Origin of the sequence: Curtobacterium sp. UNCCL17 (genome assembly GCF_000686685.1) — a bacterium.
Lineage (GTDB): Bacteria > Actinomycetota > Actinomycetes > Actinomycetales > Microbacteriaceae > Curtobacterium > Curtobacterium flaccumfaciens.
Genome location: NZ_KK366000.1, coordinates 703,203 through 726,420, shown reverse-complemented (window position 1 = coordinate 726,420; position 23,218 = coordinate 703,203). Strand labels below are relative to the sequence as shown.

Below are 23,218 nucleotides of genomic sequence, written 5' to 3'. Positions count from 1 at the left end.
CGGGCGGCCCGGGGGTCCTGTCGACCCACGGGTCGGTAGGGTCGGGGCATGAGCGAAGAGCGTCCTGTCCGCCAGCCGTCCGCCGTCGACCGCGTCGCCGAGGACTGGGTCACCACCCTCGTCGACCTCGACCCGACGACCGCCACGTACATCGGCGTCCCGGGGCGCACTGGGGAGTACGGCGACACCTCGCCCGCCGGTGCCGCCGCGATGGCCGAGGCCGCGCGCGGTGCGAAGCGTGCGCTCGACGCCGCTCCCGCCGTCGACTCCGTGGACCAGGTGACGAAGGCCGACCTCGGCGCCGAGCTGGACCTGGTGCAGGAGTCGTACGAGCGCAAGCTGCACCTCCGCGACCTCAACGTCATCGCGAGCCCGGCGCAGTCGGTCCGCGAGATCATCGACCTGATGCCGACCGCGACCGAGGGCGACTGGCAGGACATCGCGAGCCGGCTGCACGCGCTGCCGGACGCCCTCGAGGGCATCCGCGAGACCCTGCTCGAGGGCACCCGCGAAGACGTCACCCCGGCCAAGCGCCAGGTCGCCCTGGTCGCCGAGCAGGCAGCCCGGAACGGCGCCGAGGACGGCTTCTTCGCGCGCCTCGCCGAAGGCGCCGCGTTCGACGACGGTTCGCCGGTGCCGGACACGCTCCGCGCCGAGCTCACCCGCGGAGCCCAGGTCGCCTCGGCCGCGTACCGCTCGCTCGGGCAGTTCCTGGAGCACGAGCTGCTGCCGCTCGCCACCCCGGTGGACGCCGTCGGTCGCGAAGCCTACGAGCTGCACTCGCGCCGGTTCCTCGGTGCGGTCGTCGACCTCGACGAGACGTACGAGTGGGGCCTCGAGGAACTCGCGCGCATGCGGGACGAGCAGGAGCGCATCGCCGACCGCATCGAGTCCGGCGCGAGCGTCGCCCGGGCGATCGAGGTGCTCGACACCGACCCATCCCGGATCCTGCACGGAACCGACGCGCTGCAGCGGTGGATGCAGGAGACGAGCGACGCGTCGATCGCCGCGATGGCCGGGACCTACTTCGACATCCCGGACCCGATCCGTCGCCTGGAGTGCCGGATCGCCCCCACGCAGGAGGGCGGCATCTACTACAGCGGCCCCTCCGACGACTTCTCCCGTGCCGGACGCATGTGGTGGTCGGTGCCCGAGGGCGTCACCGAGTTCGGCACCTGGCGCGAGAAGACGACGGTCTACCACGAGGGCGTCCCCGGACACCACCTGCAGATCAGCCAGGGCGTCTACAACCGCGGCGAGCTGAACACCTGGCGCCGGCAGCTGTCCGGGTCCTCCGGGCACGTCGAGGGCTGGGCCCTGTACGCCGAGCGGCTGATGGAGCAGCTCGGGTTCCTCGACGACGACGGCGACCGGCTCGGCATGCTCGACGGGCAGCGGATGCGTGCGGCCCGCGTCGTGCTCGACATCGGCGTGCACCTGCAGAAGACGAACCCCGACGGCGGCGGCTGGACGTGGGAGTACGCGCTCGACTTCATGGGGCAGAACGTCAACATGGACCCGGCGTTCGTCCGGTTCGAGGTCGCCCGGTACTTCGGGTGGCCGGGGCAGGCACCCTCGTACAAGGTCGGCCAGCGCGTCTGGGAGTCCATCCGCGACGAGGTCGCCGCGCGTGAGGGAGCCGAGTTCGACCTGAAGGCGTTCCACCACCGGGCGCTCTCGCTCGGCAGCATCGGCCTCGACACCCTCCGGACCGCGCTGGTCGGGTGACGCGCCGTCGACACGCCCGGTTGTGGGGCCTCCGCCGGTGCGGTTAGACTTGTGCGGCGCAATCCGCGCCACTCAATCAATCGCCACGGCGGTGCACCACGGGGGCCGAGTCCCCGCATGCCATGGCCCGACTCATGTCCGTTCGGAGCAATCTCTACATGACAACCACTACGACCAAGGCTCCTAAGCAGGTCGCCATCAACGACATCGGTTCGGCTGATGACTTCCTGGCCGAGGTCGAGAAGACCCTGAAGTTCTTCAACGACGGTGATCTCATCTCCGGCACCGTCGTGAAGATCGACCGCGACGAGGTCCTCCTCGACGTCGGTTACAAGACCGAGGGCGTCATCCCCTCGCGCGAGCTCTCGATCAAGCACGACGTCGACCCCAACGAGGTCGTCGAGGTCGGCGACGAGGTCGAGGCCCTGGTTCTCCAGAAGGAGGACAAGGAAGGCCGCCTCATCCTGTCGAAGAAGCGTGCGCAGTACGAGCGTGCGTGGGGCGACGTCGAGAAGATCAAGGAGTCCGACGGCGTCGTGACCGGGACGGTCATCGAGGTCGTCAAGGGCGGTCTCATCGTCGACATCGGCCTCCGTGGCTTCCTCCCCGCCTCGCTCATCGAGCTCCGTCGTGTCCGCGACCTCACGCCGTACCTCGGCCAGGAGATCGAGGCCAAGATCCTCGAGCTCGACAAGAACCGCAACAACGTGGTCCTGTCGCGCCGTGCGCTCCTCGAGCAGACGCAGTCCGAGTCCCGGACGACGTTCCTCAACAACCTCCACAAGGGCCAGGTCCGCAAGGGCATCGTGTCCTCGATCGTCAACTTCGGCGCGTTCGTGGACCTCGGCGGCGTCGACGGTCTCGTCCACGTCTCCGAGCTCAGCTGGAAGCACATCGAGCACGCCAGCGAGGTCGTCGAGGTCGGTCAGGAAGTCACCGTCGAGATCCTCGAGGTCGACCTGGACCGCGAGCGCGTGTCGCTCTCGCTCAAGGCGACGCAGGAGGACCCGTGGCAGGTCTTCGCCCGCACCCACGCGATCGGTCAGATCGCACCGGGCAAGGTCACGAAGCTCGTCCCGTTCGGTGCCTTCGTCCGCGTTGCCGACGGCATCGAGGGGCTCGTGCACATCTCGGAGCTCTCGAACAAGCACGTCGAGCTCGCCGAGCAGGTCGTGTCGGTCAACGACGAGGTCTTCGTCAAGATCATCGACATCGACCTCGACCGTCGCCGCATCTCGCTCAGCCTCAAGCAGGCGAACGAGGGCGTCGACCCGGAGAGCGACGAGTTCGACCCGGCGCTCTACGGCATGCCGACCGAGTACGACGACAAGGGTGACTACAAGTACCCCGAGGGCTTCGACCCGGAGACCAACGAGTGGCTCGAGGGCTACGACACGCAGCGCACCGAGTGGGAGGGCCAGTACGCGGCCGCCCAGGCGCGTTGGGAAGCCCACAAGGCGCAGGTCGCGAAGACCATCGCCGACGAGGCGCAGGGTGGCTTCGACCTCCCGGCCACGGCTTCCTCGTCGTCGTCGACCTCGTCGTTCGCCGGCGAGACGGGTGGCGCAAGCCCCCTGGCCGACGACGCGTCGCTCGCTGCACTCCGCGAGAAGCTCAGCTCGACCAACAACTGATCGAGCGGTTCGTCCCGACCGGAAGCCCGGCACCCCTGACAGGGTGCCGGGCTTCCGGCGTTTCCGGGCATCGGGGTCGTTACCCTGTTGCCGTGCACATCATCGGACTCACAGGCGGCATCGCCGCGGGCAAGTCGACCGTCTCCCGGCGCTGGACCGAGCACGGGGCCGTCGTGGTCGACGCCGACCGACTCGCGCGGGACGCCGTGGCACCCGGCAGCCCGGGCCTGGCGCAGGTCGCCGAGCGGTTCGGACCGTCGGTGATCGCCGCCGACGGTTCCCTCGACCGGCCGGCGCTCGGGTCGATCGTGTTCGCGGACCCCGCGGCGCGGAAGGACCTCGAAGCCATCACGCACCCCGAGGTCTGGCGGCTCGCGCAGCAGGCGTTCGACGCCGCCGAGGCCGCCGACCCCGACGCCGTGGTGGTCTACGACGTGCCGTTGCTCGCCGAGGCCCGCGGCTCGCGCCCGCTCCGGTTCGACGCGGTCGTGGTGGTCGACGCCCCCGCGGCGCAGCGCATCGAACGGCTCGTCGAGCACCGCGGGATGGCCCGTGACGAGGCCGAGCGTCGCGTCGCCGCCCAGGCGAGCGATGCCGACCGTCTCGCCCTCGCCGACCACGTCGTCGACGCCACCGGGACGCTCGAGCAGACGATCCGCTCCGCTGACGAGGTGTGGGCGCGGATCACGGCATGAGTCACCGTCTGCTGCTGGTCCTCGCCGCGATCGTCCTCGTGGCGATCGGGGCCGGTTCGCTCGTCGCCGCGAACGTCCTCGGTGCCCAGCGTGTGGCGGACAACGGCCGGGTCGCGGTGCACGAGCGGCCGTCGGGTGACGAACACGGGCCTGACGGCGAGTTCCACCGGTTCCGGCTCGGCACGGTGAACGGTGAGCGGCTCACCCCGAACCGCGACGACTTCGCCGCGCGCACGTCGGCCGACGGTCCGCTCCTGTTGTTCCTGCCCGCGACCCGGGCCCGTCCGGCCGAGTACCAGCGGTTCCTCGGGGCCGCGTTGGCCGACGGCTACCACGTGCTCGGCCTCGACTACTGGAACCTCGGACGCACGCTGTCCGGCACGTGCGAGGCGGACGCGCGCTGCTACGGCATGGTCCAGCGGAACCGCTTCGACGGCACCCGGCCGTCGGAGTTCAGCGCGGTCAGTCCGGCCGGGTCCATCGTCTCGCGCTTCCGCGACGCCGTCGCCTACCTCGACGACCACGACCCCGACGGTGGCTGGGGACGGTTCGTCCAGGGCGACGACCGCATCGTCTGGAACGACGTCGTCGTGGCCGGACACTCGCAGGGCGGCGGAGAGGCGGCGTACATCGCGCACATCCGCAGTGTCCACGGCGCGCTGATGTTCTCCTCGCCCGTCGAGTCCCGTGGGCCGTCGCACGCAGCGTGGATGGACCGCCCCGGCCGGACACCGGTCGACCGGATGTACGCCATCGACGACGTCCGTGACACGTTCGGCCCCCGCATCACCGGCTCGTGGGACGTCCTCGGGCTGAGTGGCGTGTCCGGGCCGTTCGAGACGGACACCACCCCGCCCCTCGCCGGCGCGGACCCGCACGCGATCCTCACCGACCTCGGCGGCGTCGGCAAGGCGCACTCCCTGATCATCAAGGACTCGACACCGCTCACCCGTGAGGGCGTCCCCCGGATGCTCCCGCTGTGGCAGTGGATGCTGCACCGGTTCTCCACAGATCCGGCTGTTCCCTCCGACCGCTCATAGGGTCGCGCAATAGCCTTCCTGCGTGCAGCCCGTTCGCGATGAACCCGACCTGCGCTCGCTCATCCGGGCCCGTGCGGCCGACGGGGGCGAGCGCCACTTCCTCGAGGACGCTCGCTCCGAGCGCGTCCTGACGTACCGTGCGCTGGACGATGCGGTCACCGCCTGGTCGCGGACCTTCGACGCGATCGGCATCGCCCCGTCGGGTACCGTCCTGGTCGACGTGGGCGACCCGCTCGCGTTCGCGGTCGTGCACCTGAGCGCCGTCGCCGCAGGTCTCCGGGCGATCCCCGTCGACACCGGCCAGCCTGCCACCGAGCCCGGCCGTCTCGCCGACCTGATCGGCGGCGCGTCCATCGTCGTGTCCGACCGCGCGGTGGACGCGACCGTCCCCGGGGCACCGGCCAGCGGGATCGACCCCGCCACGTTCCTCCCGACCGCCGTCCGTGACGGCGACCTGCCCGCGGACAGCCCGCACGCGCCGGGTCAGGGGTCCGTCGTGCTGTTCACCTCCGGGTCGACCGGTACGCCGAAGGGCGTCGAGCTGCCCGAGACGCAGCTGCTGTTCGTCGCACGGGCCGTCGCGCGGCACAACCGGCTCGTGCCGGACGACCGCGGGTTCAACTCGCTGCCGCTGTTCCACGTCAACGCCGAGGTGGTCGGGCTGCTCGCGACGCTCGTCGCCGGCGCGACCCTGGTGCTCGACCGACGCTTCCGTCGCACCGGTTTCTGGGACCTGCTCGCCGAACGACGGATCACCTGGCTGAACGCCGTCCCGGCCGTCCTGGCCGTCCTGGCGAAGACCGGGCCGCTCGAGTTCCCGTCGGGCCTGCGGTTCGTGCGCAGTGCGTCGGCGCCGCTGCCCGATCCCGTGCGCGCCGCCCTCGGCGACGTGCCGCTCGTCGTGAGCTGGGGCATGACCGAGGGTGCCTCGCAGATCACGGCGACCCCGCTGGACGAACCGGCCCGGCCGGGTACCGTCGGGGTGCCGGTCGGGTCCGAGGTGCAGGTCCGCGGCGAGGACGGCTCGCTCCTGGCCGCCGACGAGATCGGCGCCCTGTGGGTGCGTGGTCCGGGGATCGTCCGCGGGTACCTCGGGGGCCGTGCGTCCGAGCGGTTCGACGCCGACGGCTGGCTCCACACCGGTGACGTCGGCTCCGTGAGCGCCGACGGCTGGGTGTCCCTGGCCGGGCGCTCCGACGACGTCATCAACCGCGGTGGCGAGAAGGTCTACCCGTCCGAGGTCGAGGACGTCCTGCTCGGCGATCCACGTGTGCTCGAGGCGGTCGTCGTCGGCCGCCCCGACGACGTGCTCGGTGCGGTCCCCATCGCCTACGTGATCCCGCAGCCCGACGAACCCGTCGACCACGCAGCCCTCGTGGCCGACCTCGTGGCCCGGGCCGAGGCGCACCTGACGCGGTTCCGCCGACCGGTCGAGGTGATCGTCGTGCCCGACCTGCCGCGTGCACCCACCGGCAAGGTGCAGCGCGCGAAGGTCCGGACCATGGCCCGACCCTCGTGAACCGACCAGCACGCGTGTCCCCGGCGTCGACCGCCGCTGAGCCGGGGGTGCAGACGCCGACGCGCACGGCGGAGGGCAAGCCCCGGCACCTGTACGAGGTCGACGTGCTCCGCATCCTCACGTTCGCGTGCGTGATCGGGGTGCACACCACGAGCCACACCGCCGCCGCCGACGACGTCGGGCTGAACGCGCTGCTCGCCCTGCTGCACTTCACCCGGCTGGTCTTCTTCTCGCTGACCGCGTTCGTGCTCGTGTACAGCTACACGTTGCGGCCGCGGCCGATGGCGCAGTTCTGGCCGAAGCGGTTCCTGCTCGTGGGCGTGCCGTACCTGGCGTGGTCGTTCGTGTACGTCGCGGCGGCGTGGCTGCTGAGCCCGACCCGCCGTGGCGACGTCCCGGACCTGGTGCGCACCGCGGCCGAGGGCATCGTCACCGGCACCTCGTGGTACCACCTGTACTTCCTGCTCGTGACGATGCAGGTGTACCTGCTCCTGCCGGTGATCGTCTGGCTGGTGCGCCGGACCCGCGGGCACCACGTCACCGTGCTGGTCGTGGCGTTCCTGGTCCAGCTGGTGGTGTTCGCCGGGTACAAGTACTTCCCGGCGAGCGACGCGTGGATGCAGGGGTACCAGAAGCAGTTCTTCTTCTCGTACGTCTTCTTCATCGTCTCGGGGGCGATCGCCGCCGACCACGCGGACGCGTTCCTGCGGTTCATCCGGGTCCACCGGCGTTCGGTGCTGTGGGCCTTCGCCGGCGTCGGTGGGCTCACCCTCGGCGTGTGGGCGCTGCAGGTCGGCCTCGGGCAGTCCCTCTACGCCGCGGGGACACCCCTGCAGCCGATCCAGGTGGTCTGGAGCACCGCGGTGTTCGTCGGGTTCCTGGCGATCGGCGCCGCCTGGGCGGACCGCCGGCGACCCGGCAGCCGCACCGCCCGGTTCGTCGACTACGCGTCCGATCGCTCGTTCGGCATCTTCCTGAGCCACCCGTTCGTCATCTGGATCCTGCTCTACGGCGACAGCTGGCTCGAGGCCGTCGTGCCACGGCCGTGGCTCACCCTCGTCACCTACGTGCTCGTGCTGGTGCTGTCCGTCGCGGTGACCGAGCTGTTCCGGCGGACGCCGCTCAGCGTGCCGCTGACCGGGCGGCCGTCGTTGTCCTCGCGGGCGTCGAGAGCGGCGCGGGCGCGTCGTTCCGCGGCCGCGACGGTGCCCCCGCGGTCCCCGGAACCGGTTGAGCCGGACGACGCCCTCGTCGGCGAGACCGACGACGTCGGGCGGCGCGCCGCGCGCTGAGCGCCCGCGCGCAGAGCGCACCGCGCACCGCGCAGCTCTCGTGCGAGGTTCCGTCCGTAGTGCGATGGTGACGCCGTCCCACGGAATCCGGAACCTCGCACCAGCCGTGCGGGGCGGTGGACGCGGGGCGGGCAGCCTGGAGGCACGTGGCGGGCCCGACCCGCGCCTCCCGGCCGTCGCGTGCGGACCACCAGGGCGGCGCCCGTTCCGCGCGTCGCCCTCAGGCCGGGCGCTGCTCGGCCTTCGGGGTGCCGATCTCGAGCACGCCGTCGGTGGAGGTCAGCCGCTGCGGCTTCATGAACCAGGCGACGACGGCCGCGGCTCCGAGCAGGACGCAGGAGAGCGCGAAGGGCACCTGCCAGCCCGAGGCGTCGATGAGCAGGCCGAACACGATGGGCGAGACCACACCGGCGATGCCGAACCCGGTGTTCATGAAGCCCGAGGCCGTACCGGACCACTGCGGCGCGACGTCCATCGGGATCGCCCAGAGGTTGGCGTTGCAGAGTTCGAGGAAGAAGAACGACAGGGCCAGCGAGATCGTCGCGACGAGCAGGCCCTGCCCGATCACGAGCGGGATGAGGCAGAGGAGTGAGCCGCCGAGCCCGATCACCAGGATGGTCCGGCGGGCGTTCCGGGTGTTCCCGCCGCGGTGGATGATGCGGTCACTGAGCATCCCACCGACCGTGTCCCCGACGACACCGGCCAGCAGGATGAGGGTGGTGAACAGCGCGAAGTCGCCGATCTCCAGGCCGTAGGTGGAGCTGAGGAACGTCGGGAGCCACGTGAGGAACACCCACAGCGTCCAGCCGTACCCGAAGTCGACGAAGGTGACCGGCAGGATCTGCTTCGCCATCTGCCGCCACGGCACCGGGGGACGGGTCGCGCGGGTCTCGACCGGCGGGAGCTCGGCGAGCTCGACCTGCGTGATGCCCTTCGCGGACTCGGGCTTGTCGCGGAACCAGACGAACCAGACGACGGCCCACGCCAGGGACAGCACCGCGGTGGCGAAGAACGCCCAGCGCCAGCTGCCCGTCGCGCCGATCACCCAGGCGACGATGAGCGGCGCCAGGGCGTTGCCGAGCCGTGCCGCCGAGTGGACCACGCCCTGGGCGAAGCCGTTCCGGTCGCGGGGGATCCACCGGCTCATCGCCTGCGTGGCGGTCGGGAACGCGGCGGCCTCGCTCAGCCCGAGCAGGGCCCGTGCTGCGAAGAGGGTCCAGAAGCCGACCGCGAACCCGGTCCAGAGCGTCGCGACGCCCCAGATCACCGTGATGACGAAGAGCGCCCTGCGCGGGCCGAACTTCTCGCTGATCGTGCCGCCGAACACCTGCAGCAGGGCGTACGGCAACGAGAACGCGGAGACGATGAGACCGGCGGTCGCCTCGTTGAACCCGAACTCCTCGGTGATGTGCGGCAGCGCGGTCGAGATGTTCGTCCGGTCGATGTACGAGATCGCGTACATGCAGCAGAGCAGGACGAGCACACGCCCGCGGATGCGTCCGCGGAACGGGGTGCCCTTGATCGGTGCGGCCGGGGTCGCCGTGGTCATGAGGCCTCTTCGGGGGAGTGGGAAGGAGTCGGGTGACTGAACGGATCGGACGGTATGCCCGGCCACCATCAGTCGCCTTGGAGCCTGCTTGCAGCGGACAATACGCCGAGGGCGAGCAGGGGGCCTCGGTGTCAGGGGTGCCGACTACCGTTGTCCCCATGGGTGTTGCGATCGAACCGACCCGAGCGGTGCGTCCGTTCGAGGTCATCAGCGAGTACTCGCCGAGTGGCGACCAGCCCGCGGCCATCGCGGAACTCGCCGGGCGGATCAACGCCGGTGAGACCGACGTCGTGCTGCTGGGTGCGACCGGTACCGGCAAGTCGGCGACGACCGCGTGGCTCATCGAGCAGGTGCAGCGGCCGACGCTCGTGCTCGCGCACAACAAGACCCTCGCGGCGCAGCTCGCCAACGAGTTCCGCAGCCTGATGCCGAACAACGCGGTCGAGTACTTCGTCTCGTACTACGACTACTACCAGCCCGAGGCGTACGTCCCGCAGACGGACACCTTCATCGAGAAGGACTCCTCGGTCAACGCCGAGGTCGAACGGCTCCGGCACTCCACGACGAACTCGCTGCTCAGCCGGCGCGACACCGTGGTGGTGTCCACCGTCTCCTGCATCTACGGTCTCGGCACCCCCGAGCAGTACATGAACGCATCGGTCGCGCTCCACGTCGGCCAGACGATCTCGCGCGACCAGCTCGTCCGCAAGTTCGTCGCCATGCAGTACCAGCGCAACGACGTCGACTTCGCCCGGGGCACGTTCCGCGTGCGCGGCGACACCATCGAGATCATCCCGATGTACGAAGAGCACGCGATCCGCATCGAGATGTTCGGCGACGAGATCGAAGCGCTCTCGTCGCTGCACCCCCTCACCGGCAACGTCATCGACGACCTGCCCGCCGTGTCGATCTTCCCGGCCTCGCACTACGTCGCGGACACCGACGTGATGCACCGGGCGATCGCCTCCATCAAGGAAGAACTCGCGGAACGGCTCGCCGAACTCGAGGGCCAGGGCAAGCTGCTCGAGGCCCAGCGCCTCCGGATGCGCACCACGTTCGACATCGAGATGATGGAGCAGATCGGGTTCTGCTCGGGCATCGAGAACTACTCCAGGCACATGGACGGGCGTGGTCCGGGCGAAGCACCGCACTGCCTGATCGACTACTTCCCCGACGACTTCCTCATCGTCATCGACGAGTCGCACGTCACCGTGCCGCAGATCGGCGCGATGTACGAGGGCGACGCCTCGCGCAAGCGCACCCTCGTCGAGCACGGGTTCCGCCTGCCGAGTGCGATGGACAACCGCCCCCTGAAGTGGGAGGAGTTCCTCGAGCGCGTCGGGCAGAAGGTCTACCTGTCGGCCACCCCCGGGCGCTACGAGCTCGGTGTCACCGACAGCGTGGTCGAGCAGATCATCCGCCCGACCGGCCTGATCGACCCCGAGATCGTGGTCAAGCCGAGCGACGGCCAGATCGACGACCTGCTCGAGGAGATCAAGCAGCGGGTCGAGAAGGACGAGCGCGTCCTCGTCACCACCCTGACCAAGCGCATGGCCGAGGAACTCACCGACTTCCTCGGGAACGCGGGCGTGCGCGTCCGGTACCTCCACTCCGACGTCGACACCCTCAAGCGCGTCGAGCTGCTGACCGAGCTGCGGCAGGGTGTCTACGACGTGCTCGTCGGCATCAACCTGCTGCGCGAGGGCCTCGACCTGCCCGAGGTGTCGCTCGTGGCGATCCTCGACGCCGACAAGGAAGGCTTCCTCCGCTCGTCGACGTCGCTCATCCAGACGATCGGTCGCGCTGCCCGCAACGTGTCGGGCCAGGTGCTCATGTACGCCGACAAGATGACCGACTCGATGAAGACCGCGATCGAGGAGACCGATCGCCGTCGTGAGAAGCAGGTCGCCTACAACCTGGAGCGGGGCATCGACCCCCAGCCGCTGCGCAAGAAGATCGCCGACATCACCGAGGTCCTGCAGCGCGAGAACGACGACACGAAGGCGCTCCTGCAGGGCCGCCCCGGCTCCGACGGTCGTCGGTCGCCCACGCCGAACCTCAAGCGCGGCGGCATCGCGGGCGAGGGCGCGACGCAGCTCGGTGCCACCATCGCCGACCTGAACGACCAGATGCTGCAGGCCGCGGCCGAGCTGAAGTTCGAGCTCGCGGCGCGACTGCGCGACGAGGTGCAGGACCTGAAGAAGGCCCTGCGCCAGATGGAGTCGGCCGGGCATGTCAGCTGACGGCGCCCGCACGGTCGTCGTGACCGGTGCGAGTGCCGGGCTCGGGTACCACGCCGCCGAGCAGCTCGCCGCGGCGGGGCACCGTGTGGTGCTGGCCACGCGCGACCGCCACCGGGCGGAGGCCGCCGAGCGCAGCATCCGGCGGCACGTCGACGGAGCCTCGCTCGCCCACGTCCACCTCGACCTCGCCGACCTCGACTCGGTCGACGCGGCCGCCCACGAACTCGCCGCGCTGGAACCCGACGGCGTCGACGCGGTCGTGAACAACGCCGGGGTCGTCGGGGCGTCCACGCAGGGGAGCACGGCGCAGGGCACCGAACTGCAGATCGGCACGAACCACCTCGGACACTTCGCGTGGACCGCCCTGGTCCTGCCCCTGCTCGAACGACGAGCCGGCAGGGTCGTGCACCTCGGGTCCATCGCCCACCGGTTCGCACAGCTCGACGAGACCGATCCGCTCGGGGTCGGTCGGTACTCGAGTCACCGCCAGTACGCCAGGAGCAAGCTCGCGGTGATGCTGTTCGGCTTCGAGCTCGCCCAACGACTGGCCGACTCGGGGTCGTCCGTGTCGAGCGTCGTCGCACACCCCGGCCTGTCGCTCGACCGACTGTCCCCGGCCCGCCCGGACGTCAGCCCGACGCGACCCGAACCCGAGTGGATCCGCCCGGCGCAGCGCATCGTCGCCCAGGGCAAGGACGTCGGCGCCCAGCCGCTCGTGCACGCTGCCATCGGTGCGGACGTGCGCTCGGGGGAGTACTGGGGCCCGACGGGCTGGATGCAGCTCCGGGGCCCGGCCACGGTGGTCGCGGCCGAACCACGGGCGCACGACCGCACGGTCGCAGCGCAGCTCTGGGCGGCGAGCGAGCGTGCATCCGGTGTCGCGTTCGCTCTCGACGCACTCGTCTGACCCTCCATCCCGGCCGAATGTCGGTGCCGCTTCGTAGAATCGACGACGATGACCATCACCTCTGACCCCGGTACCTCGACGTCGGGCCGGAACGCCTTCGGCGAGCCCGCTGACCTCCACCTCCCCGGCGGGACCGCTCCGCACAGCACCTCCACGCTCAGCGTGCGCGGCGCGCGCGTGCACAACCTGCGTGACGTCGACCTCGAGATCCCGCGCGACTCGCTCGTCGTCTTCACCGGCCTGTCCGGCTCGGGCAAGTCCTCGCTGGCGTTCGACACGATCTTCGCCGAAGGGCAGCGCCGGTACGTCGAGTCGCTGTCCGCCTACGCGCGCCAGTTCCTCGGCCAGGTCGACCGTCCCGACGTCGACTTCATCGAGGGGCTCTCGCCGGCGGTGTCGATCGACCAGAAGTCGACGAACCGCAACCCGCGGTCGACGGTCGGCACGATCACCGAGGTCTACGACTACATGCGTCTGCTCTGGGCGCGCATCGGGGTCCCGCACTGCCCGACGTGTGGCGAGGTGATCAGCAAGCAGACCGTGCAGCAGATCGCCGACCAGCTCATGCAGTTCGAGACCGGCACCCGCTTCCAGGTCCTCGCACCCGTGATCTCGAAGAAGAAGGGCGAGTTCGTCGACCTCTTCCAGGAGCTCGCGGCGTCCGGCTACGCCCGCGCGATCGTGGACGGGGAGCGCATCCAGCTCAGCGACCCGCCCAAGCTGAAGAAGCAGGTCAAGCACGACATCTCGGTCATCGTCGACCGCCTGGTGGCGAGCGACGACATCCTCGGTCGTCTCACCGACTCGCTCGAGACCGCCCTGCGCCTGACCGACGGCACCGTCGGCATCGACCTGGTGGACCACGAGGGGCCCGGAGCGGTCCGGAACTACTCCGAGAACCTCTCGTGCCCGAACAACCACCCGCTCGCGCTCACCGAGATCGAGCCGCGCACGTTCTCCTTCAACGCGCCGTTCGGTGCCTGCCCCGAGTGCTCCGGGCTCGGCACGCGCATGTCGGTCGACCCCGACCTGGTGCTCGGCGACCCCGAGGCCTCGTTGCGTGACGGCGTCCTGCTGCCGTGGACCGGGACGAGCGGGCTGTACTCCTACTTCGAGAAGCTGCTCGGCGGCCTCGGCAAGGAGCTCGGCTTCTCGCTCGACACCCCGTGGAACCAGCTCGACCCCGCGGTGCAGGCGTCGATCCTGACCGGCAAGGACTTCCAGGTGTCCGTCTCCTGGCGCAACCGCTTCGGCCGCGAGATGCGGTACACGAGCGGGTTCGAAGGCGTCATGCCCTACATCGAGCGCAAGTTCGCCGAGGCCGAGTCGGACTCGCAGCGGCAGCGCTTCCAGGGCTACCTGCGCGAGGTCCCGTGCCCGGTGTGCGAGGGAACCCGTCTCAAGCCCGAGGTGCTCGCGGTGACGGTCAACGACCGCAGCATCGCGGACGTCACCGACATGTCGCTCGACAACGCGTACTCGTTCATGGACGAGCTGACGCTGACCGACCGCGAAGCGCACATCGCCGCCGCGGTCCTCCGCGAGATCCGCGCACGCCTCGAGTTCCTGCTCGAGGTCGGCCTGAACTACCTCACGCTGGCACGTGGTGCCGGCGGGCTGTCCGGCGGCGAGGCGCAGCGCATCCGACTCGCGACGCAGATCGGCTCCGGGCTGACCGGTGTGCTCTACGTGCTCGACGAGCCGAGCATCGGCCTGCACCAGCGCGACAACCGTCGACTCATCGACACCCTGGTCAAGCTCAAGGACCTCGGCAACACGCTGATCGTCGTCGAGCACGACGAGGACACGATCCGCACGGCCGACTGGGTCGTCGACATCGGCCCGGGCGCCGGTGTGAACGGCGGCAACGTCGTGCACTCCGGCTCGTACGAGGGCATCATCGAGAACCGCGAGTCGATCACCGGTGACTACCTCGCCGGCCGACGCGCGATCGAGGTGCCGGCCGAGCGCCGCAAGGTCAACCTGAAGCGTGCCATCACCGTGCAGGGTGCCCGCGCGAACAACCTCAAGTCGATCGACGCGGACTTCCCCCTCGGTGTGTTCACCGCGGTCACGGGCGTGAGCGGTTCCGGCAAGTCGACGCTGGTGAACGACATCCTGTACAAGGTGCTCGCCAACCAGCTCAACGGCGCACGGCACATCGCGGGCAAGCACACCCGGGTGAAGGGCCTCGACCAGCTCGACAAGGTCGTGCACGTCGACCAGGCACCGATCGGCCGTACGCCACGGTCGAACCCCGCGACCTACACGGGCGTGTTCGACCGCATCCGTCAGCTGTTCGCCGAGACGCAAGAGGCCAAGACCCGTGGCTACCAGCCCGGCCGCTTCAGCTTCAACGTCAAGGGCGGCCGCTGCGAGAACTGCGCGGGCGACGGCACGATCAAGATCGAGATGAACTTCCTGCCCGACGTCTACGTCGCGTGCGAGGTCTGCGGTGGTGCGCGCTACAACCGCGAGACGCTCCAGGTCCACTACAAGGGCAAGAACATCTCCGAGGTCCTCGACATGCCGATCAGCGAGGCAGCCGAGTTCTTCGAGCCGATCTCGGCGATCCACCGGTACATGGCGACCCTCGTCGAAGTGGGCCTCGGCTACGTGCGCCTGGGCCAGAGCGCGACCACGCTCTCCGGGGGCGAGGCGCAGCGCGTCAAGCTCGCCACCGAGCTGCAGCGTCGCTCGAACGGCCGCACGGTCTACGTGCTCGACGAGCCGACCACCGGTCTGCACTTCGAGGACGTCCGCAAGCTGCTCCTCGTGCTGCAGAGCCTGGTCGACAAGGGCAACACCGTCATCACGATCGAGCACAACCTCGACGTCATCAAGTCCGCCGACTGGCTGATCGACATGGGTCCCGAGGGCGGCTCCGGCGGCGGGACGGTCCTGGCGACGGGCACCCCGGAACACGTCGCGACCGTGCCGGAGAGCCACACCGGTGTCTTCCTGCGCGAGATCTTCGACGCGCAGGACGCCCGCGTCGGCAAGCAGCAGGCGGTCGGCGCACGTCAGGCCACCCAGAAGCAGCAGGGCGGCAGCCAGCAAGGCGACAAGCAGCAGGGCACGACCAAGAAGGCGAGCAAGCAGAGGGCGGGTGCTCGCTAGGTGGCGGACACCGTCCCGTGGCGTCCGAAGGCGGGGGAGATCCCGACCGACCCGGGCGTCTACCGCTGGCGTGACGAAGCCGGTCGGGTGCTCTACGTCGGCAAGGCGAAGAACCTCCGCGCCCGGCTGAGCAACTACTTCGCGCCGCTGCCGACGCTGCACGAGCGCACGCGGCGCATGGTCCTGACGGCGCGCAGTGTCGAGTGGACGACGGTCGGCTCCGAGATCGAGGCGCTCCAGCTGGAGTACACCTGGATCAAGGAGTTCGACCCGCCGTTCAACGTCAAGTTCCGCGACGACAAGTCGTACCCGTACATGGCGGTCACCCTGGGTGACGAGGCACCGCGGGTGATGGTGACGCGCAACCGCAAGATCAAGGGCGCGAAGTACTTCGGTCCGTACCCGAAGATCTGGGCGGTGCACGACACCATCGACCTGATGATCAAGGTCTTCCCGATCCGCACGTGCTCGGACTCGTCCTACAAGAAGGCGATGCAGACGGGCCGCCCGTGCTTCCCGGGGCAGATCGGCAAGTGCGGAGGCCCCTGCTCGCAGAAGGTCACGATCGAGGAGCACCGCGCCCTCGTCGAGGAGTTCGTGCGCTTCATGAACTCGTACGACCGTCGGGTCATCACCGAGCTCCGGCAGCGCATGGGGGCCTCGGCCGACGCGATGCAGTACGAGCAAGCCGCGAAGTACCGCGACCAGGTCGAGGCGCTCGAAGCCGTGCTCGAGAAGTCCGCCGTGGTGCTCCGCGACTCGGTCGACCTCGACCTGTTCGGCATCGCGGAGGACGAGCTCGCCGCGGCCGTGCAGCTGTTCTCCGTCCGTGGTGGCCGCATCCGCGGTGTCCGCGGCTGGGTGGTCGACAAGGAGCTCGACATCGCCACGGGCGACCTCGTCGAGCAGATCGTGCAGGGCGTCTACGTCACCGACGAGCCCCCGCGCGAGGTCGTCGTCCCCGAACTGCCGGAGGACGCGGACGCGCTCCAGGAGTGGCTCAGCAAGCGCCGGAACGGGCGCGGCACGAAGCTCAGCACGGCACAGCGCGGCGATCGTGCCGGTCTCGCGCGGACGGCCGCGCAGAACGCCGGGCAGGCGCTCATGCTCTACAAGACCAAGCGTTCGGCCGACTACACCACCCGGGCCGCGGCACTGGCCGACATCCAGGATGCCCTCGGCATGACCGAGGCGCCGCTCCGCATGGAGTGCTACGACATCTCGCACCTGCAGGGCACGAACGTCGTCGCGTCGATGGTGGTGTTCGAGGACGGTCTGCCGCGCAAGGACCAGTACCGCCGGTACTCGATCGCCGAGACCACCGACGACACCGACAGCATGTACCAGGTGCTCTCGCGGCGCCTGGCGCGGCTGGACGAGGACGCCGAGCTGCCGGACGTCCCGGACGTCACGACCGACGAGGTCGTCGAGGGGTCGAAGCCGACGAAACGGTTCGCGTACCGCCCGCAGCTGCTCATCGTCGACGGCGGCCAGCCCCAGGTGCAGGCCGCGAAGCGCGCGATGGACGAAGCCGGCGTGCACGACATCGCCCTGGTCGGCATCGCCAAGCGGCTCGAGGAGCTCTGGCTGCCCGACGACGACTTCCCGGTCATCCTGCCCCGCAACTCCGAGGCGCTCTTCCTCATCCAGCGCATCCGCGACGAAGCGCACCGGTTCGCGATCACCCACCAGCGCAGCAAGCGGAAGCGGGACGTCCGGTCGCGGTTGTCCGAGATCCCCGGTCTCGGCCCGAGCCGCGTCAACGCCCTGCTGAAGCACTTCGGTTCCGTCGCCCGGCTGCGCGAGGCCACGGCCGAGGACATCGGCGAGGTGAACGGGATCGGCCCGGCGACCGCTGCCGCCGTGGTCTCGAAGCTGGCCCAGACGCCGACGAGCGCACCGGCCACGAGCGCGTCGAGTGCCCCCGAACCGGACGTCGACGCGATCGCCGACACCGGAACCGTCACGGATCCCGGAGGCCCGGTGCGGGTCCCCGAGGTGACCGACGACGGTCCGCAGCGACCGTCGTGACGAACCCCGCGCCTCCCGGCCGTCACCGGGCGGTAGCCTGGTCCGGCAGCCGAGACCTCCCCGGGCGACGCGCCCGGGCCGCCACGACGGAGCCCACTCCCAGATGACCGACAGCGCCACCGCGACCACCCACGCGTCGCAGCACGACATCCTCATCGTCACCGGCATGTCCGGTGCCGGGCGGTCCACCGTCGGCAAGGCCCTCGAAGACCTGGGCTGGTACGTCGTCGACAACCTGCCCACGCAGATGCTGGCCCCGCTGACCGAGCTGGCCGACCGCGCGGGGGAGAAGATCCCGAAGATCGCCACGGTGGTCGACGTCCGAGGCGGGCGGTTCTTCACCGACCCCGAGCACGCGGTCGAGCAGGTCCGCTCGAGCACGTCCGCGCGGGTCCGGGTGCTGTTCCTCGAGGCCACCGACGCCGTGCTGGTCCGGCGCTTCGAGCAGGTCCGTCGACCCCACCCGCTCCAGGGCGAGGACACCCTGCTCGACGGCATCGCCCGCGAACGGGCGCGTCTCGCCGGCCTCCGCGAGGCGTCCGACGTGGTGATCGACACCTCCGACCTCAACATCCACCAGCTCGCGAACACCGTGATCGAGCACTTCGCCGACGAGCACTTCGTGGGTGTCCAGGTCACGCTGATGAGCTTCGGGTTCAAGTACGGACTGCCCGCCGATGCCGACATGGTGGCCGACGTGCGGTTCCTCCCGAACCCCTACTGGGTGCCGGAACTGCGGCCCCACACCGGGCTCGACCAGCCGGTCTCGGACTACGTCCTGGCCCAGGCCGGAGCCCGTCCGTTCGTCGATCGCTACGCCTCCGTCCTCGAGCCGGTGTTCGAGGGGTACCAGCGCGAGAACAAAAGACACGCTACGATCGCCATCGGCTGTACCGGCGGGAAGCACCGCTCGGTCGCCATCGTCGCCGAGTTGGCGAACCTCCTCCGCGGGATGCCAGGCGTCGCCGTGCGTGTGAAGAACCGAGATCTCGGCCGGGAGTGACCGTCCCTCCGGCCGCTCCCACGCCCGTGCCGCCGGATCTGCGGGAACCACTGAACGAACGTTAGGAATGATGCTGTGCCGTTGACTGCCGAGGTCAAGGACGAACTGGCCAGGGTCGCCGTGAACCGCAACACGGTCCGCGCCGCCGAACTGGCCACGATCCTCCGGTTCGCAGGTGGTCTGCACGTCATCTCGGGCCGCATCGCGGTCGAGGTCGAGCTCGACACCCGGATCATCGTGCACCGGGTCCGCAAGGACCTCGCCGAGCTCTACGGCGTGCGCAGCGAGGCGTCGGTGGGGTCGTCCGCGTCCGCCCGCCGTGGCACCCGCTACCTGGTGCGCGTGCTCGAGGCGGGGGAGACCCTCGCCCGCCAGACCGGCCTGATGGACGCCCGTCGCCGCCCCGTGCGCGGGCTCCCGAACCGCCTCACCACGGGCAACCGCGAAGACCTCGCCGCCATCTGGCGCGGTGCCTTCCTGGCCTCCGGCACCCTGACCGACCCGGGTCGGGCCGCAGCGCTCGAGGTCACCTGCCCCGGCAACGAGGCCGCGATGGCCCTCGTCGGTGCCGCGTCGCGTCTCGGGGTCGCCGCGAAGGGCCGCGAGGTCCGCGGGGTGCACCGCGTCGTCATCCGCGACGGCGAGGCCATCGGTCAGATGCTGACCGTCATGGGTGCCGCGCGCACCACTGCCGACTGGGAGGAGATGCGCCAGCGTCGCGAGGTCCGGGCGACCGCGAACCGCCTGGTCAACTTCGACGACGCGAACCTCCGCCGTTCCGCGCAGGCCGCCGTGGCCGCCTGCGCCCGGGTCGAGCGTGCGCTCGAGATCCTCGGCGACGAGGTCCCAGACCACCTGCAGTACGCCGGCACCCTGCGGCTGCAGCACCGTGACGCCTCGCTCGACGAGCTCGGCCAGCACGCGGACCCGCCCATGACCAAGGACGCCATCGCCGGTCGCATCCGTCGCCTGCTGGCGATGGCCGACAAGCGGGCTTCCGACCTCGGCATCCCGGGCACCGAAGCGAGCGTTCCCGAGGAGCTCGAAGGGGCCTGAGAGCGGTCTGTCGACCCCGCGGACGGGAGGCGCGGTGCCAGCTGGCACCGCGCCTCCCGTCCGTTTCCCGGCCCGTTCTCGGACCCGTTCCCGGCCTGGTCGGCAACCGTCCGGACGGACCGTCATCCCGCTCGGGCACGCAGTGTCCGACTGCTAGGGTCGTTACGGCGACGTTACGGGGCGTATCGTCCACCACACGCGGGCCCGCCAGGGTGCGCGACTCCCGAAAGCAGCGCCCCCTGGGCGCTCCACACTCACCAGGAGATCCATTGACCGTCAAGATCGGTATCAACGGCTTCGGCCGCATCGGCCGTAACTTCTTCCGGGCCGCCCTCGCGAAGGGCTCCGACCTCGAGATCGTGGCGGTGAACGACCTCACCGACAACGCGTCGCTCGCCAACCTGCTGAAGTTCGACTCCATCACGGGCAAGCTCCCCGCGACCGTCGAGCTCGACGGCGACAACATCGTCGTCGACGGCAAGGCCATCAAGGTCCTCGCCGAGCGCGACCCCGCCAACCTCCCCTGGGGCGAGCTGGGCGTCGACATCGTCATCGAGTCGACCGGTTTCTTCACCAAGGCCGCCGATGCGCAGAAGCACATCGACGCCGGTGCCAAGAAGGTCATCATCTCCGCTCCGGCCTCGGGTGACGACGTCACCATCGTGCTCGGCGTGAACGAGGGTCAGTACGACCCCGCGAACCACCACATCATCTCGAACGCGTCCTGCACCACGAACAGCCTCGCGCCGCTCGCCAAGGTGTTCCACGACAAGTTCGGCATCGAGCGTGGCCTCATGACGACGGTGCACGCCTACACCGCCGACCAGAACCTGCAGGACGGCCCGCACAAGGACCCCCGTCGTGCCCGTGCCGCGGCGCTGAACATCGTGCCGACCTCGACCGGTGCTGCGAAGGCCATCGGCCTCGTGCTCCCCGAGCTCGCCGGCAAGCTGGACGGCTTCGCGCTGCGCGTCCCGGTCCCCACCGGGTCGATCACCGACCTCACCCTCGAGACCAAGTCCGAGGTGACCGTCGACGAGATCAACGCCGCCTACAAGGAGGCCGCAGAGGGCCCCCTCAAGGGCATCCTGCTCTACAGCGAGGACCCGCTGGTGTCGACCGACATCACCACGGACCCGCACTCCTCGATCTACGACTCCGGCCTGACCAAGGTCATCGGCGGCCTCGTGAAGATCACCTCGTGGTACGACAACGAGTGGGGCTACTCGAACCGCCTCGTCGACCTCACCGAGTACGTCGGCGAGCGTCTGTAACACATGGCCCTCCGCACCCTCGAGGACCTCGGCGACCTCGCCGGCAAGCGCGTCGTCGTCCGTTGTGACCTGAACGTCCCGCTCAAGGACGGCACCATCACGGACGACGGCCGCGTCCGCGCGTCGCTGACCACGCTGAACACCCTCGTCAACGCCGGCGCACGCGTCATCGTGATCTCGCACCTGGGCCGCCCCGACGGGGAGCCCAAGCCCGAGTTCTCGCTCGCACCGGTGGCCCAGCGGCTCTCCGAGCTGCTCGGCAAAGAGGTCACGTTCGTCGGCGAGACCGTCGGCGACGAAGCGACCGCCGCGGCCGAGGCCCTCGAGGACGGCGACGTCCTGCTGCTCGAGAACCTCCGCTTCAACCCGGAGGAGACCTCGAAGGACGCCGCCACGCGCGGTGCCTTCGCGGACCGCATCGCCGCCCTCGGTGACGCCTTCGTCTCCGACGGCTTCGGTGTCGTGCACCGCAAGCAGGCCTCGGTGTACGAGCTCGCGTCCGCACTGCCCAGTGCAGCCGGTTCGCTGATCGAGACCGAGCTCCGCGTGCTCGAGCGACTGACCAAGGACCCGGAGCGCCCCTACACGGTGGTGCTCGGCGGCTCGAAGGTCAGCGACAAGCTCGGAGTCATCGACCACATCCTGCCGAAGGTCGACACCCTCTGCATCGGTGGCGGCATGCTCTTCACGTTCCTCGCGGCCCAGGGCCACGGGGTCGCGAAGTCGCTGCTCGAGGCCGACCAGCTCGACGTCGTCCGCGAGTACCTCTCGCGGGCGAAGGAGCTCGGTGTCACCATCGACCTGCCGACCGACGTCGTGGTGGCCTCCGGCTTCGCGGCCGACGCCGACCACGAGACGGTGGCGGCCGACGCCATCGAGTCCTCGTCGTTCGGCACGGACGGCATCGGCCTCGACATCGGCCCGGAGACCGCAGCGCGGTTCGCCTCGGCCGTCTCGGGATCGAAGACCGTGTTCTGGAACGGCCCGATGGGCGTGTTCGAGTTCCCGGCCTTCGCCGCCGGCACGAAGATCGTCGCGCAGGCGCTGACCGAGGTCGACGGCCTCGGTGTCGTCGGTGGTGGCGACTCCGCTGCCGCCGTGCGGTCGCTCGGCTTCTCGGACGAACAGTTCGGCCACATCTCGACCGGTGGCGGTGCGAGCCTCGAGTTCCTCGAGGGCAAGTCGCTGCCCGGTCTCGAAGCACTGGGGTGGACCGCATGACCCGGACGCCACTTATCGCCCGTCGCGCGTTGGGAGACGCAGCATGAACCGCGTCCCCCTGATCGCGGGCAACTGGAAGATGAACCTCGATCATCTCCAGGCCATCGCCACCGTGCAGAAGCTCGCGTGGACGCTCAAGGACGCCCGGCACGACTTCGACGACGTCGAGGTCGCGGTGTTCCCGCCGTTCACCGACCTGCGGAGCGTGCAGACGCTCATCTCGGCCGACAAGCTGCCGATCCACTTCGGTGCGCAGGACCTGTCGCAGTTCGACTCCGGCGCCTACACCGGTGACGTCTCCGGTGCGTTCCTCGCGGCACTCGACGCCCAGTACGTCATCGTCGGCCACTCCGAGCGGCGCACGCTGCACGGTGAGACCGACGAGGTCGTCGCAGCGAAGACCGCAGCGGCCGTCAAGCACGGTCTCGTCCCCGTCGTGTGCGTCGGCGAGACCGGCGAGCAGCGCGAGGAGCGCGGCGCCGGCGTCGTGCCGGTCGAGCAGCTCCGCGTCGTGCTCGACGCGGTGAAGCCCGCCGACATCGTCGTGGCCTACGAGCCCGTCTGGGCCATCGGCTCCGGCCAGGCGGCCACGGCCGAGCAGGCGCAGGACGAGTGTGCGGCCATCCGTCGTGGCATCGCCGCGGCCTGGGGCGACCAGGCTGCTGCCGACACCCGGGTGCTCTACGGCGGCTCGGTCAAGTCGGGCAACATCGCGGGCTTCCTCCGCGAACCCGACATCGACGGCGCGCTCGTCGGTGGCGCTTCGCTCGACGTGCAGGAGTTCGCGTCCATCGCGCGGTTCCGTCAGCACGTCGGGCTGTAGTCCACAGGCGACCTCGTCGCGGGCAGTCGTCCGCACCACTCCCGTCCAGGTACCGGCCGTGCTCCGCGCGGCCGGTACACTGG

Annotated in this window: 16 protein-coding genes; 15 read left to right on the top strand and 1 reads right to left on the bottom strand. The window is 70.0% G+C overall.

What is annotated here, in order from left to right; all coding sequences use genetic code 11:
* The first annotated feature begins 48 nt into the window (after positions 1–48).
* From BR70_RS0108350 to BR70_RS0108325, 6 genes are all read left to right on the top strand, one after another.
* Positions 49–1,728 (top strand): DUF885 domain-containing protein, encoded by a 1,680-nt coding sequence (locus BR70_RS0108350; RefSeq protein WP_027465700.1) that lies wholly within the window; start codon positions 49–51, stop codon positions 1,726–1,728.
* A 158-nt stretch (positions 1,729–1,886) separates the two neighbouring features.
* Complete coding sequence (gene rpsA, locus BR70_RS0108345; protein WP_027465699.1) at positions 1,887–3,362, top strand: 30S ribosomal protein S1; 1,476 nt, start codon at positions 1,887–1,889, stop codon at positions 3,360–3,362.
* Between the two features lie 92 nt (positions 3,363–3,454).
* Positions 3,455–4,057 (top strand): dephospho-CoA kinase, encoded by a 603-nt coding sequence (coaE, locus tag BR70_RS0108340; RefSeq protein WP_027465698.1) that lies wholly within the window; start codon positions 3,455–3,457, stop codon positions 4,055–4,057.
* Complete coding sequence (locus BR70_RS0108335; RefSeq protein WP_035808317.1) at positions 4,054–5,097, top strand: BPSS1187 family protein; 1,044 nt, start codon at positions 4,054–4,056, stop codon at positions 5,095–5,097. The genes coaE and BR70_RS0108335 overlap by 4 nt, the downstream gene beginning before the upstream one ends.
* A 22-nt stretch (positions 5,098–5,119) precedes the next feature.
* Entirely contained in the window at positions 5,120–6,616 is a 1,497-nt protein-coding gene (locus BR70_RS20135; protein ID WP_051596735.1) for a class I adenylate-forming enzyme family protein, read from the top strand.
* A complete protein-coding gene (locus BR70_RS0108325; protein ID WP_081827298.1) occupies positions 6,613–7,908 on the top strand; it encodes an acyltransferase in 1,296 nt (431 codons plus the stop codon). The genes BR70_RS20135 and BR70_RS0108325 overlap by 4 nt, the downstream gene beginning before the upstream one ends.
* 220 nt (positions 7,909–8,128) lie before the next feature.
* On the opposite strand, the gene BR70_RS20130 is transcribed toward BR70_RS0108325, so the two are convergent.
* Positions 8,129–9,457, bottom strand: a complete 1,329-nt coding sequence (locus BR70_RS20130; RefSeq protein ID WP_071244739.1) for an MFS transporter — start codon at positions 9,455–9,457, stop codon at positions 8,129–8,131.
* A gap of 170 nt (positions 9,458–9,627) precedes the next feature.
* Between BR70_RS20130 and uvrB the strand changes: the two genes are divergently transcribed.
* From uvrB to tpiA, 9 genes are all read left to right on the top strand, one after another.
* Positions 9,628–11,700, top strand: coding sequence for an excinuclease ABC subunit UvrB (uvrB, locus tag BR70_RS0108315; protein ID WP_027465695.1), 2,073 nt, complete (start codon positions 9,628–9,630; stop codon positions 11,698–11,700).
* Positions 11,690–12,607 (top strand): SDR family NAD(P)-dependent oxidoreductase, encoded by a 918-nt coding sequence (locus BR70_RS0108310; RefSeq protein WP_027465694.1) that lies wholly within the window; start codon positions 11,690–11,692, stop codon positions 12,605–12,607. Before uvrB ends, BR70_RS0108310 begins: the two co-directional genes overlap by 11 nt.
* 48 nt (positions 12,608–12,655) lie before the next feature.
* On the top strand, positions 12,656–15,727 hold the full coding sequence (gene uvrA / locus BR70_RS0108305) for an excinuclease ABC subunit UvrA (protein WP_027465693.1): 3,072 nt from the start codon (positions 12,656–12,658) through the stop codon (positions 15,725–15,727).
* The gene (uvrC, locus tag BR70_RS0108300; RefSeq protein ID WP_027465692.1) at positions 15,728–17,758 is read left to right on the top strand and encodes an excinuclease ABC subunit UvrC; all 2,031 of its coding nucleotides are present in this window, start codon (positions 15,728–15,730) and stop codon (positions 17,756–17,758) included. It begins immediately after the preceding gene.
* A gap of 103 nt (positions 17,759–17,861) precedes the next feature.
* Complete coding sequence (gene rapZ, locus BR70_RS0108295; RefSeq protein ID WP_027465691.1) at positions 17,862–18,761, top strand: RNase adapter RapZ; 900 nt, start codon at positions 17,862–17,864, stop codon at positions 18,759–18,761.
* 75 nt (positions 18,762–18,836) lie between these two features.
* A complete protein-coding gene (gene whiA / locus BR70_RS0108290; protein WP_027465690.1) occupies positions 18,837–19,817 on the top strand; it encodes a DNA-binding protein WhiA in 981 nt (326 codons plus the stop codon).
* A 269-nt stretch (positions 19,818–20,086) separates the two neighbouring features.
* Positions 20,087–21,091: a type I glyceraldehyde-3-phosphate dehydrogenase gene (gene gap / locus BR70_RS0108285; RefSeq protein ID WP_027465689.1), complete on the top strand. Its 1,005-nt coding sequence runs from the start codon at positions 20,087–20,089 to the stop codon at positions 21,089–21,091.
* Positions 21,092–21,094: 3 nt separating this feature from the next.
* A complete protein-coding gene (locus tag BR70_RS0108280) occupies positions 21,095–22,312 on the top strand; it encodes a phosphoglycerate kinase (RefSeq protein WP_027465688.1) in 1,218 nt (405 codons plus the stop codon).
* 43 nt (positions 22,313–22,355) lie between these two features.
* Positions 22,356–23,135: a triose-phosphate isomerase gene (gene tpiA / locus BR70_RS0108275; protein ID WP_027465687.1), complete on the top strand. Its 780-nt coding sequence runs from the start codon at positions 22,356–22,358 to the stop codon at positions 23,133–23,135.
* The last annotated feature ends 83 nt before the right edge of the window (positions 23,136–23,218 follow it).